Genomic DNA, 13,791 nt, shown 5'->3' with positions numbered 1-13,791 from the left:
TTCTTAATTAAAATGACTGTCAGCTAATGCTTCTGCCATTTTTTCTTCTGACCATACGTCGATTCCTAGTTCTTGTGCTTTGGTCAGCTTACTACCAGCGTCTTCACCTGCAACCACGATATCGGTTTTCTTAGACACACTGCCAGTAACCTTACCTCCAAGATTTTCAATGGTTTCTTTTGCTTCTTCACGCGTAAAACGAGTCAATTTCCCTGTTAAAACCACTGTTTTTTCTTTAAAAGGCGAGTCGATCGTTTCGATCTGTGAAGAGCGAATCCCTTTATACTCAAAGTTGACACCTGCTTGTTTTAGTTCGGACATCAAGTCATGGACCTCTTCATTACTGAAATAAGTCACTACGCTATCAGCAATCGTATCGCCGATCGTGTCTAAAACAATGATCGATTCAAAGTCACTTTTACTTAATGTTTCCAGATCGCCAAAATGCTCTGCTAATATCTTCGCTGCCTTGGAGCCGACGTGGCGAATCCCTAAGCCAAATATCAATCTTTCGACCGAATTATCCTTACTATCGTGGATCGCTGTCAATATATTATTGGCTGATTTTTCTTTGATTTTATCTAACGTCAGCAATTCCTCTTCCGTTAGCTTGTAAAGATCAGCCACATCTGTAACTAGTTGTTTATCATACATCTGTGCCAATACTCTTGGTCCTAGGCCATCGATATTCATGGCGTTACGTGAAACAAAATGATTCAATCCTTCTTTGATTTGGGCTGGACACTTCGGATTGATACAACGAAGAGCAACCTCTTCATCAAGATGAACTAATTCACTATGACAGATCGGACAATGTGTTGGTAAAACATAAGGTTCGCTATCAGCAGGTCGTTGATCCAACACGACTTGTGCTACTTCAGGGATAATATCTCCTGCTTTATAGATACGAACAATATCGTTTAACCTTATATCTTTTAACTTGATGTAATCACCGTTATGCAGACTTGCTCGACTAACTGTCGTGCCAGCCACTCGTACCGGAGTCATAATCGCTGTAGGTGTCACAACACCAGTCCGCCCAACCGTCCATTCGATTTCTTCGATCTTCGTTTCTACTTCTTCCGGTGGGAATTTATATGCTGTTGCCCAACGAGGTGCTTTGACAGTAAAACCTAATTGGTCCTGTAAAGAAAAGTCATTCACTTTGATGACGATTCCATCAATTTCATAGGTTAAGTCCATTCGTTTTTCATGGTATTCTTCAATAAATGACCAAACTTCATCAATCGAATGACATAAACGCTTTTCGTGATTCGTATGGAAACCGATCTGTTCTAATTCTTCTAAAGCATCATATTGGGTTGTTGCTTTCATCGGTCCAAAATCCGCTACCGTATATAAAAAAGTATCCAAATTACGTTTTGCAGTAATTTTAGAGTCCAGTTGTCTCAGTGATCCTGCAGCTGCATTTCGAGGATTTGCAAAAATATCTTTTCCTTCTGCTTCTCTTGCTTGATTTAATTGCACAAATGATTTTTTGGGCATAAAACATTCGCCGCGGACTTCGATACTGATAGCATCTTTCAACTTCAATGGGACAGAACGAACTGTTTTTAGATTTTCTGTGATATTTTCGCCAACCGTCCCATCTCCTCTTGTTGCACCACGAACAAATTCGCCATTTTCATAGCGCAAGGAAACCGATAAACCATCAATTTTTAACTCACAGCAGTAATCAACAGGGCGACCAATTGCTTTTTGGACACGTTGATCAAAGGCAAAGAGTTCGTCTTTGCTAAATACGTCATTCAAACTATAAAGCGGAATATCATGAGTCACTTTTTCAAAGCCACTGAGAACTTTCCCCCCTACTCGCTGAGTTGGTGAATCCGAAGTGATTAAATCAGGATATTGCTCTTCAATTGCTACTAATTCAGCATATTCTTGATCATAAACATAATCTTCGACAGTTGGTTTATCTTCAACATAATATTCTCTGGACCAACGATTTAACCGAGATCGTAGTTCTTCTGCTCGTTTTGCAGCTTCATCAATTGTCATTTCATGTTCCATCGTTTATCCCCCCTGTTTAAACTTTTTCAATTGGCGCAAATGCTGCTAACAACCGTTTCACACCTTGACTAGGAAATGCCACGTCCAATTCTAAATCTTTGGCAGTACCATTTACCCTTACCACTGTTCCGATCCCCCATTTTTTATGGTTGACTTTATCGCCTGCTTTCCAGCTATTGCTTTCTCCACCAGTTGCTGTTTTTGAAGAAACAACAGTTGTTACTGGTTGTTTGTAGGCTGGTTTAGCTGTTCTGCTCGTAAAAGGACTCGTTTGTTTTGGCGTTGGCCGCATGCCTTGGACTTCTAATAATTCTTGATCGATTTCTTCTACAAAGCGAGAAGGTCGATTATATTGCGTCCTGCCATATAAGGTACGGGAAAAAGCATTGGTCAGGTAGAGTGCTTCTTCTGCTCTCGTGATCCCGACATAAGCAAGTCTTCGTTCTTCTTCCAATTCGCTTTCTTCCATCAAGGCTCGTGACAATGGGAAAACCCCTTCTTCCAACCCAATCAGAAAGACGACTGGAAATTCAAGACCTTTTGCGGCATGCAAAGTCATCAATGTCACTTGGGTAGTTTCTTCTTCTAAATTATCGATGTCAGAAACTAAGGCCAAGTCATTTAAAAATACAGTTAATTTTTCTTCTGGTGCATCCGCATTTTCTTCATTTTGTTTTTCAAATTGTTTATCAAATTCTTGAGTAACGGTTAAAAATTCTTCCAAGTTTTCGATTCTTGCTTGTGATTCTAAAGTATTTTGAATTTTTAAGTCTTCTAGATACCCACTACGTTCTAAGATTTCTTTTGTCAGTTCGGTCACTGTTAGATAGGGAACCATTTGTGTGACGTCATTGATCATATCGCCAAAAACTGCTAATTGTTGACCGGCTTTTCCACCAATGTTAGTTAAATCAACATTTTGCGCCGCTTCAAGGAGTGGCCATTGGTGGATCGTCGCAAAACTTCTTAATTTCTCGATTGAGCCAGGTCCGATCCCGCGTTTAGGCGAATTAACGATCCGTTCAAAACTGATTGAGTCTTGAGGATTCGCAATCACATTCAAATACGCTAAAATATCCTTAATTTCTTTACGGTCGTAGAACTTATGTCCGCCCACCATTTTATAAGGAATATTCGCTTTTAGTAAGGTTTCTTCCATCACACGAGACTGAGCATTGGTTCGGTACAAAATCGCAAAGTCGCCATAATTTCGTTGATTTTCACGAATTTGCTCTTGCATACGATCCACGATGAAACGTGTTTCATCTCGCTCGTTATCTGCACGGTAGTAAGTGATTTTATTTCCTTCCCGGTTTTCTGTCCAAAGATTTTTCGGCTTTCGATTGCTATTATTTTCGATCACTTGGTTGGCAGCACTTAAAATTGTTTTAGTCGAACGGTAGTTTTGCTCTAATAAAATGACTGTGGCATCCGGATAATCTTTTTCAAAATCCAAAATATTTTGCATATCAGCGCCACGCCAACCGTAAATACTTTGATCAGCATCCCCCACAACACATAAATTTTGGAATCTTTGGGCGAGTAGATTAACTAAAGTATATTGTGCATGGTTCGTGTCTTGGTATTCATCCACATGGATGTAATGGAATTTATTTTGATAATAAGTCAAAGAATCTGGATGCTCTTCAAATAACCGAATGGTATTCATAATCAAGTCATCAAAATCCATACATTGGTTATATTGTAATTCTTTTTGATAAGCTACATAACACTTAGCTGCAATTTCTTCATAGTAGCTTCCTTGCAACTTGGCAAACTCCTGAGGGTTTTGCAAGTTGTTTTTTGCTTGCGAAATCGTTCCAAGTATACTTCTTGGATCGTATTTTTTCGGATCAATATTCAATTCTTTTAAGATACGTTTCATTAAAGACAACTGTTCAGAAGAATCGATAATAGTAAAATTTCGGTTGTAACCGATAAAATCGACATCTCTTCTTAAGATACGCACACACATGGAATGGAAAGTCGATACCCAAACATCTTCGCCACCATATTCTAAAATGGCATTTACCCGCTCCTTCATCTCTTTAGCGGCTTTATTGGTAAAAGTAATCGCTAGGATGTTCCACGGATTTACTTCCTTTTCTTCAATCAAATAAGCAATTCGGTGGGTCAAGACCCTCGTTTTCCCACTACCTGCACCGGCCATCAATAATAGTGGTCCCTCGGTATGAAGAACCGCTTCTTTTTGTCGAGGATTCATCCCATTCAATAATTCACTTTTGGATGACATTTACAACATCCTTTCTTTTATCAATCCGTTTAATTATAGCATTTCTCCAGCTTTCATTAAAGCATATATTATCTATGAATAGGGTAGTAATAACCGCAATCTGATCACTGCAAGCGAAATGAAAATTTGTTTGCAAAGCGATGAATTTGCAATGAAAAAAAATTTCTTTTCTTTTCCTCTTGTAAAAAAGAAAAATCACGCTAAATTAAATTGAAACGAGGGATTAGCAATGAAAGCAAAAACATTATTTAAACATGTCGACAAAACACAACTATATTATATTTTAAAAGGGGTCTTAGTTGGGTTGCTCACTGGCGGTATCGTTAGCATTTTTCGCTTGGCGATTGAGAAATTTGGTGAATTGACCGAACAAGTTTACCTTCATAGTCAACAAGAACCTTTATATTTAGCATTTATCTTAGCAGCTTCAATTATTATTGCTATTTTTGTGGGATTTCTTATCAAAAGCGATCCCGATATTAAAGGAAGCGGCATTCCCCAAGTTGAAGGACAATTACAAGGAGAATTAACAGTCTCATGGTTTTCTGTTCTATGGAAAAAATTTATTGGAGGCGTGTTATCGGTTGGTTCCGGTTTATTCTTAGGTCGAGAAGGTCCATCAATCCAGTTAGGCGCAGTGGTGGGTGAAGGAACAAGCCAATTATTAAACAGCTCTTCGGCTGAAAAGAAAATTCTTATCTCTAGCGGAGCGAGTGCGGGATTAGCAGCAGCATTTAATGCACCGATTGCTGGGTTATTATTTGTTTTAGAAGAAATCCATCATTCTTTCTCTCCATTAGTTTGGCTGACATCCTTTACATCAGCGATCACTGCTAATTTTGTGTCACTTTATTTTTTCGGTTTGAAACCTGTATTGTCTCTAGGAAAAATTCCGTCTTTACCGTTAAAATATTATGGTTTTTTAATTATTCTAGGTATTATTCTCGGTGTGCTAGGGTATATTTATCAGATCGTTTTGCTTAGCTTACCAAAATTTTATCGAAAGCTGCCGATTCCTGCACACTTTCACGGAATCGTTCCTTTTCTTTTAGTTTTGCCGATTGGCTATTTTTGGCCAACAATCCTAGGGGGCGGAAACCAGATCATCATCACTTCAGGACATGCCTTTTACCCATTAACATTGATTGCAGGTCTGTTTATCTTACGGTTTTTCTTTTCTATGGTTTCATATGGCGCCAGTTTACCGGGCGGGATTTTTTTACCAATCCTAACTTTAGGTGCGCTGATTGGAGCATTTTATGGAGGGGCTTTAGTGAACTTAGTTGGTATGAATCCGATTTATGTCAAAGACTTTCTCGTGATTGCGATGGCAGGTTACTTTACAGCAATCGGAAAAGCCCCGTTGACTGCAATTATCTTAGTAACGGAGATGGTCGGTTCTTTGAATCATTTGATGCCTTTAGGTGTCGTTTCACTCTTCGCTTACGTTAGCAATGATTTATTAGGAGGCAATCCGATTTACGAATCTTTACTCGAGCGATTGATTCAACAAGAAAAACAACCAATATTAGTCGGCAAAACAACCTTTGATTTTCCAATCACTGCGGAAAGTACATTGGATGGACGAATGGTCAGAGATTTCAATTGGCCAAAACATATGTTACTCGTTTCCATTATTAGAGGAAATAAAGAGATTTTAACTCATGGGGATACAATCATGAATGTTGGCGACATTTTAGTCATCTTAACCGATGAACGTCATCTTTCAAGCGTACGGAAAACGATTGTTGCTCGCTCTTCGATTTTAACGACGAAACAAGCCTTTTAGGCAATAAAAATTTGCTCTTACGATTAGCCAGTATGCTAGTGGTAAGAGCAAATTTTTATTTTATAGGGAAATACAACCAGTATCTTTATCTTTAAAAAAACTTTTCATCTTATTCTCTTTCTTTATTTCCCCAAAAATACTTCACTGTAATTGTTACTCCTACAAGGAATATTCCTAAGAAACTAATCATTAAACTGTCTGTGTCCGTTGTTTTGGGGAAGGTACTCATCGTTTTTACTTCTGTTTTAATCACATAACCTGGTTTTTGAGCCCCTGCACTTTCTTGCTGGTCATTTGGCAGTTCGGCATCAATTCCAAGTGATCCTTTTACGTCAAGTGTTGCCTTCATATTATCCCTTCTAACTTTTTTAATCAGTTTAAGGCGCTGCTGTCCAAGATACAGCATCTAATTGCAACGTCAAATTGAACGTTGGTGTACTCTTGGTTGCTGTGGTAGAAGATACTGTTCCAGCATAGTTGAAGGTGGTCGAAAAAGCATTATTTGCGGTACCATTTGCAGTTAGTTTTCCTTCATTGTTTGCTAATGTAAAGAGTTTGACTGGTGTCGTCGCAAAATCTGTGAGTGTTCCTGCGGCGATCAAGGAAGTGTTCGTTGCTGCTGGAGAAACAAGATTTAGACTAGAAATTTCTGTAATACTTTCGGCATTTGTTTGCGCGAAATCTGCAATGGATACATCAACTGGACGTCCCGATTTATTTTCAATAGTATAGGTTGGAGATTCAATATCATTTCGCCCGCTTACGTTATAGAATATGGTCGCTGTATCTAATGTCACATTGATCCAATTGTCATGACTTTCCTCAATCGCTTCTTCTGGATCTGTGTTATCTAATCCAATCGTACCATTGATTTGAATATCGGCTTGGTCAACACCAATCACGTCTTCCGCTTGAACCATTGCGGGCGCAACAAATCCAACAAAACTCCCACTAAACAACATACTTACAAGTACTTTTTTCATCATATCAATAAACCCCTTTTATTTTTATTCAACTGTTAATGTAACTCCTGCAGCCACTTGACCTTTTTTTCGTTGGTGTCTGGGTCATACAAACTAAATAAAGCAACTGATGGATACTCCCCCTTTTCTAATGCCTGTTCCAACGTGACATTTTTTATTTCATACCCGGGCTGAATCGCACCGGAAGTATAAACAAGTTGATTGTTCTTTTTTTCTCTAATTTCTACATTGATCGGATAGCCATTTTCACTGGGATTTTTTATCATCAATTCGCCGCTCCCTGTTTGTCGATCGATTTTCGCTTCAGGTGAGATAACTAAATTGAATTTGCTTTTATCTACTGCAACCTGTGCCATTTTTTTCTTTTCAGAGTCAGAGATTTTTTGGGCATCTTTCCCAGCGGGTAAAAATTCGCCACTAACAATAGTAACGGGCTCTGGTTTTGCTTGAAGATAATAGCGGTACACTAGCCAGCCACTTAGCAACAACAATAATCCTAGTAGAATGAGTAGTACCTGTTTTTGTTTTTTCCGTTTTGTTTCTTCCATTGCTTTTCTCCTTTATTCTTTAGCTGATAGTTGATAAGTAAAGGCATAACTAGGATAATATTTTTGTAAAATGTTTCCTGAAAATTCTCCAGCTAAATAAAGTTCAATTGGTTCTGTTAAAAAAGGGGCAATTTCCAATCTGTCCACATTATTTTGCCCGACAACCAACGGTCCCATCGTTGTCCCATCAGTGGCAACAAGATTAAGAATCAACTCGTTATGATTTCCGCCAGAAAATTGATTGACTAGCACAACTGATGAATCAGCTGTAAGATCTTGAACCGTGCCAATCGTAAAATCAATGGGATAGTTACTCGAACTAATGATTGGTTTGGTCGAAGATGCCGTGTCGAATGCACCTTCTGTTTTCGATTCAAATATCATTTCTAAAGGTACTTCCACACTTAATGGACTTTTGACTACTTCCACCTGTTGTTCTACCCAAAGGCTTTCAGTTAAATAGGCTTGAAGTTCGGGATCATCGTTGACGGCACCAGCTATTTTTGTATAGACAAAATAAGTTCCAGCTGGTAGTTTTTCTTTTGTCCATGTCATTCCCGCGGTTTCTTCGACTGCGATCATCCCATCTGTATTTTCATCAGCAAGCTCAACTTGTTGTTGTGCTTCCTCAGTCGTTAAATCGGTTTCACTCCAAAGTTGTTTCGTACTTAATTTAAACGTCGTTGCCTTTCCTATCCGACTGGCTGGCTCATAAGCATTGATCGTAGTGTCTAATTGACTTTGTCCGACCGCTACACTCGGCTGTGCTTTCCAATCGGTAATATTGATTTTTTTTGATAGATTGCTTGTTTTAGAGCTGTATTTGTAAAGTAACTGTCATTTAATGTAGCTGTACCAGCTCCTACTACTTCCTTTTTTGTAAACTTTGATCAGTTGCTAAATAGCTAAATTGATAGCCTCCTATTTCTCCTGCTACTCCATCGATCCGGTTAAATGTCATATTTCTAGCAAACAAGCCGTTGGTATTAGAAGTATTTTGAAAACGAACAAAATCGGGCTCATCCGCATTCATTACAACATTTCCATTTGAATTGAATCTGCCTTGGCTGATCATTGAAGTTTGTGAATTAGCGCCAAAATTGATTTCTGCTGCTTGACCATTCGTAAAATTCATTGGCTTGTTACCTGTTTGTTCATACAAAAATTTAGCATTTTGACCAATCGTAAAAATTAATCCTGTCCCATCATAAGAAAAATAATCTTTGCTTGATGTCAATTGCACATTCGCATTTTCTTCAAGAGTGACTCGTATTTTCCGATCACCCGATCCGCCAGAAGCTGAACCATAAAACAAAGCGAGATTCGTACTCGTTTGGTGGTTGATAATCGTCGTCGAATCTTTCGCAAATGTAATGTTGTTTCCTTCCATGAACTCTTCGCTGTTTGCTCCTGCTTCACTGACAAATTCATTTTTCCCCTCAAAGGTGAAGGTGGATTCTGTATGCCAAGCTAGAAGTGGTTGCGCCCCGGTCTTGCCATAATAATTGACGTTTTCAAAAACCGCGTCAAATGAGAGGACAGATAAACTTCCAGCCCCTAAGATCCCGTAGTAAGATTGGTTGCCATAGATAACGCCATTTTCATCAGTTAGTGTCGCGCTTCCAAAATTCATGTTTTTCAATTTGATTCTTAATCCACTAATCTTCACTCGATAGCCAGTATTCGAAGCGGTTGAGTTGGAAGCGTTGGTATATAGCATATGATGATTTTGACCATCGATCTCGACATTTTTATAAAACTCAAAAACATCCGCATCTGTATACACGATGTCTGCTGTCAAAGCAACATAATAGGTTCCCGAACCTGAATCATTATTGATCTCACTCATTACCCTAATTAATTCATCTGCTGTTGCTGCAGTATAAGGACTTTCTAATGTTCCTTCTCCAACCAAAGGACTAATTGCACCAATTTCGTCGGACAGTTCAGCGTTTTCTGCTAACACTTGTTTTGTTTCTTCGCTGCTTGTTGATGCTTCGGTGATTTCATTATTGACATCTTCATGGGATTCTTCCGTAGTTGTCTCAAAGGAAACGGAGTACTCATCACTTGTGCTCGTTTGCACATTGTCATGGAGATTTACACTATTCTCAGCATTTTCTTGTGCATCAAAGTCATTGACTGGGACAATACTAGCACAAAGAATAAAGAGCGATAAAACAACCCATTTTGTACTTTTTTTCATATTCCCCTCCTCTATAACCATTCTTTTTTTATATAAAAGCGCTTTTGATTAACATTCGATTACAAAAAAATGATACTATACACATTTATATCCGTCAATAAATAACTAATTTCTAATCACAAATCCTATATTTATGCATCTATTGATCAATTTCGCTTTCCATTTTTTAATTTTCAAAAAATTTGCATTTAATCTCACAAAAAAACCTTCTTACGAAAATTATTGTTAAATTCCGTAAGAAGGTCTCATATTTATAAATTGAAAATTATGCTGTTGTTACTGTTGGTGATTTTCTTAGTAAACCATAAATCACACCAGAAACGATTGCACCAATAGCGATGAATGCTAAGTACAAGACTGGATGACTTAACAAGAATACAACGAAAATCCCACCATGAGGAGCAAGTAATTTGATACCGAAAGCACCAACTAAACCACCTGTTAAAGCAGAGCCAATAATGAAACTTGGAATGGCGCGGATCGGATCAGCTGCTGCAAACGGGATCGATCCTTCTGTTACAAAGGACAAGCCCATCACAATATTCGTTAGACCAGCATCTTGATCTGTTTTACTAAATTTATTTTTAAATAAACGAGTAGCAACAAAAATTGCTAATGGTGGAACCATCCCACCAGCCATAACAGAAGCCATCACGACACTACCGCCAGTCGCAACAGTTGTTGCTAGCGTAGCTGTACCGAAAACATAAGCCGCTTTATTAATTGGTCCACCTAAGTCAGCAGCCATCATTCCTGCAAGTAAAGCTCCAAGTAACGCAGCGTTTGAACCGCTCATGCTTGTTAAAAATCCGTTCAATGCATCATTGATTGCTTTCATCGGTACATTAACCAACAACATCAAGAAACCGGTAATCAACAACCCAAACACGGGATAAAAGAGAATCGTTTTGATTCCGTCTAATGATTTAGGTAATTTCTTGAATAGTTTGCGCAAGAACACAATGACATATCCAGCTAAGAAACCGCCGATCAAAGCTCCTAAGAAGCCTGCACCGCCAGTATTAGCTAATGCACCAGCAGCAAAACCAACAATCAAACCAGGGCGATCCCCGATACTTGAAGCAATAAATCCAGCAAGAACTGGTAACATGAAACCAAAAGCAGCTTGACCGATTTGGTTGAACCAGCTGGCAATTTGATTATAATTCCCAAGGTTTGCAAGCTGATCTTGTGGTACACCCATAAATTGGTCTACCATGAAAGAAAGAGCAATTGCAATCCCACCGCCAATAACAAACGGTAGCATATGAGAAACACCATTCATCAAATCTTTATAGATTCGTTGACCGACGGTTCCTTCTGCATTTCCTTCATCAGAACCAGTATCTTTCCCTTGTCCATGATAAACTGGTGCAGTACCGCTTAAAGCAAGATTGATCAGTTCTTCTGGCTTACGAATCCCGTCGCTAACCGGACGATTGACAAGTTCTTTCCCGTCAAAACGATCCATGGCAACTTTTTTATCTGCAGCTACGATTACACCATCCGCACGAGCGATGTCTTCAGCTGTCAATAAGTTTTTAACGCCTTCTGATCCGTTTGTTTCAACTTTGATCTCTACGCCCATTTCTTTCGCTTTTTTCTTCAAAGCATCTTCCGCCATATAAGTGTGGGCGATTCCTGTTGGACAAGCAGTTACTGCAATAACAAACTTGCTCTTAGGATCAACGGTTGCAGCTTCAGCTTGTTTTGCCTGTTCTGCTTTTTCTTCCGCAGCTTTTTGATCTTCCGCTGTTTGGAATAATTCTTGTACAGCTTCTGGTGAATCTGCTTCTTTTAATTTTGCAACAAAATCTGGATCCACTAAAAGGCGGGATAAAGCAGCTAACGCTTGTAAGTGTGTATCATTTGCGCCTTCTGGAGCTGCGATCATAAAGAATAGGTAAGTCGGCTGACCATCTAATGCCTCATAATCGACCCCTTTGTTACTTTTAGCAAATAGTACGGTTGCTTCTTTTACTGCTGCATTTTTTGCATGAGGCATCGCAATGCCGTCACCTAGTCCGGTAGAAGTTTGCGCTTCTCGTGCTAAAATCCCCTCTTTATAGGTTTCAATATCTGAGATTCTTCCGGCAGCAAACATTTTTTGGACCATTTCATCAATTGCGCCTTTTTTATCAGTTGCTTGTAGGTCCATGATCATTGCATCTTTGATCATTAAATCTTTGATATTCATGATAATCCTCCTGAAAACGAATCTATTTTTGTTATCTCAACTTCTGGTAACAGTTCATCAATCAATGCTCTAGAAGCTAAATCATCAGAAAATGCTGTCGCACTTCCACAAGCGACTCCCCATTTAAATGCTTCCACTGGATCTTGATTTTTGCTATAAGCACCAATAAATCCAGCAATCATTGAATCTCCTGCACCAACCGAGTTTTTTAACGGGCGAACTAATACGTTTGATCGGTAAGCACCTTCATTAGTAAATAACAAGGCACCATCTCCCGCCATTGATATCAAGACATTTTGTGCCCCTTCAGCTAATAGTTTCTTACCATATGGCAAAATCTCTTCCACACGATCAAAGTGTGTCTGATATAATTCGGCTAATTCATGGTTATTAGGTTTGATCAACAATGGTCTTTTAGCAAGAGAATTTTTTAGATCATCCCCAGTTGTATCAATCACAAAGTCTGCTTCTTTTTCACGAATGATCTCAATCAATTCTTGATAGAACCCTTTTCTTAAGCTGGCAGGAGTACTACCAGATAAGACAACGATGTCCCCTTTGTTTACAACACTTAGCGCTTGCTTGAATGATTGGATTTCTTCATCTGAGATCGTTGGGCCTAAACCATTGATCTCCGTTTCAGAATCAGATTTTAATTTGATATTGATCCGAGTATCTGATTGAACTGTTGTAAAAGAAGTTTGGATTGTTTCTTTTTCCAACCACTCTGCGATAAAGTTTCCTGTAAAGCCTCCTAAAAAGCCAAGGGCTGTCGAATCAGAGTCAATTCTTTTCAAAATTCGAGAAACATTGATCCCTTTTCCGCCAGGAACTTTAAAGTCTTCTTTCATTCGATTCAATTCCCCGATTTTTAACCCATCGACACGTACGATAAAGTCAATCGACGGATTTAATGTTACTGTATAAATCATTGTATAGCTGCCTCCTTGATAGTTGTCCGTTCCCGATAATCGGCAACAAATTCCAATGGACAACGTTCGGTTACGATCGTAGCTGCTTCTAAAGGTGCCACAGAAGTGAAACTAAGCTTGTTGAACTTAGAATGGTCAATCAGGACGAAACTTTCTTCCGCATTTGCCATTGCTAGACGTTTCACGGCTGCTTCTTCCGGATCTGGCGTTGTAAATCCACGGTTCAAGTCAACACCGTTCATTCCCATAAACACTTTATTAAAATAGAAATTTTTTAACTGGCTGATTGTACTATTTCCTAGTACAGCATTTGTTGATAATTTAACTTGTCCACCTAATATGATGGTGGGAAGTTGCAAATCAACCAAACTAGCTGCATGTTTCACTGAATTAGTTACTACCGTTACCTTTTTCTCTTGCAAATATGGGATCATTTCTAACGTCGTGGACCCAGCATCTAAATAAATAACGTCATCGTCATTGATTAATTGAGCTGCTAATCGAGCGATTGTTTGTTTTTCTTGAACGTTTTTGAGCGTTTTTTCACTCATATTCTGTTCAAACCCTAAAAGTTGCCCTTTTTTCGCGCCACCATGGATTCTTTCTAACAGACCATCATTCTCCAACTCTTGCAAATCACGTCTAATCGTTGATTCAGAAGCGTTTAGAAGTGTTACTAAATCTTGAGATTTCACTATTTTATTTTGTTCTAACAAGTGTAGTATTTTTTGTCTGCGCTCTTCTGTAAGCATTTCCACGATCACCTCACGACATATAGTAGCATAATTCTTTTTATTAATCAATAAAAATCATTCAAAAACATTCATAGACAATCTAAAACATTCAAA

11 protein-coding genes are annotated in these 13,791 nt (G+C 38.7%); 1 reads left to right on the top strand and 10 read right to left on the bottom strand.

From position 1 onward, the window contains the following. Positions 1–3: 3 nt before the first annotated feature. Both ligA and pcrA read right to left on the bottom strand, forming a co-directional pair. Positions 4–2,034: an NAD-dependent DNA ligase LigA gene (ligA, locus tag EHR_RS10045; RefSeq protein ID WP_010737718.1), complete on the bottom strand. Its 2,031-nt coding sequence runs from the start codon at positions 2,032–2,034 to the stop codon at positions 4–6. Positions 2,035–2,050: 16 nt separating this feature from the next. Then, a complete protein-coding gene (gene pcrA / locus EHR_RS10040) occupies positions 2,051–4,288 on the bottom strand; it encodes a DNA helicase PcrA (protein WP_010737719.1) in 2,238 nt (745 codons plus the stop codon). Between the two features lie 229 nt (positions 4,289–4,517). On the opposite strand from pcrA, the gene EHR_RS10035 reads away from it, so the two are divergent. Continuing rightward, positions 4,518–6,077 carry a ClC family H(+)/Cl(-) exchange transporter gene (locus EHR_RS10035; RefSeq protein WP_010737720.1) on the top strand — a complete coding sequence of 520 codons (1,560 nt, stop codon included), beginning with the start codon at positions 4,518–4,520 and terminating at the stop codon, positions 6,075–6,077. A 109-nt stretch (positions 6,078–6,186) separates the two neighbouring features. On the opposite strand, the gene EHR_RS10030 is transcribed toward EHR_RS10035, so the two are convergent. From EHR_RS10030 to EHR_RS09995, 8 genes are all read right to left on the bottom strand, one after another. Next, positions 6,187–6,426, bottom strand: coding sequence for a hypothetical protein (locus EHR_RS10030; RefSeq protein WP_010718979.1), 240 nt, complete (start codon positions 6,424–6,426; stop codon positions 6,187–6,189). A gap of 28 nt (positions 6,427–6,454) precedes the next feature. Then, positions 6,455–7,063 carry a hypothetical protein gene (locus EHR_RS10025; RefSeq protein WP_010737721.1) on the bottom strand — a complete coding sequence of 203 codons (609 nt, stop codon included), beginning with the start codon at positions 7,061–7,063 and terminating at the stop codon, positions 6,455–6,457. Between the two features lie 32 nt (positions 7,064–7,095). Next, positions 7,096–7,608, bottom strand: coding sequence for a hypothetical protein (locus EHR_RS10020; protein ID WP_014834611.1), 513 nt, complete (start codon positions 7,606–7,608; stop codon positions 7,096–7,098). Positions 7,609–7,620: 12 nt separating this feature from the next. After that, on the bottom strand, positions 7,621–8,163 hold the full coding sequence (locus EHR_RS10015) for a hypothetical protein (RefSeq protein ID WP_123874718.1): 543 nt from the start codon (positions 8,161–8,163) through the stop codon (positions 7,621–7,623). A gap of 310 nt (positions 8,164–8,473) precedes the next feature. Continuing rightward, on the bottom strand, positions 8,474–9,814 hold the full coding sequence (locus EHR_RS10010) for a hypothetical protein (protein WP_014834609.1): 1,341 nt from the start codon (positions 9,812–9,814) through the stop codon (positions 8,474–8,476). A gap of 265 nt (positions 9,815–10,079) precedes the next feature. Next, positions 10,080–12,011: a PTS fructose transporter subunit IIABC gene (locus tag EHR_RS10005; protein WP_010737724.1), complete on the bottom strand. Its 1,932-nt coding sequence runs from the start codon at positions 12,009–12,011 to the stop codon at positions 10,080–10,082. Continuing rightward, positions 12,008–12,943, bottom strand: a complete 936-nt coding sequence (gene pfkB / locus EHR_RS10000; RefSeq protein WP_010718974.1) for a 1-phosphofructokinase — start codon at positions 12,941–12,943, stop codon at positions 12,008–12,010. The genes EHR_RS10005 and pfkB overlap by 4 nt, the downstream gene beginning before the upstream one ends. Next, entirely contained in the window at positions 12,940–13,695 is a 756-nt protein-coding gene (locus EHR_RS09995; protein ID WP_010737725.1) for a DeoR/GlpR family DNA-binding transcription regulator, read from the bottom strand. The genes pfkB and EHR_RS09995 overlap by 4 nt, the downstream gene beginning before the upstream one ends. Positions 13,696–13,791 lie beyond the last annotated feature (96 nt).

Origin of the sequence: Enterococcus hirae ATCC 9790 (assembly GCF_000271405.2) — a bacterium.
Classification (GTDB): domain Bacteria; phylum Bacillota; class Bacilli; order Lactobacillales; family Enterococcaceae; genus Enterococcus_B; species Enterococcus_B hirae.
This window is presented reverse-complemented; position numbering and strand designations above follow the sequence as displayed.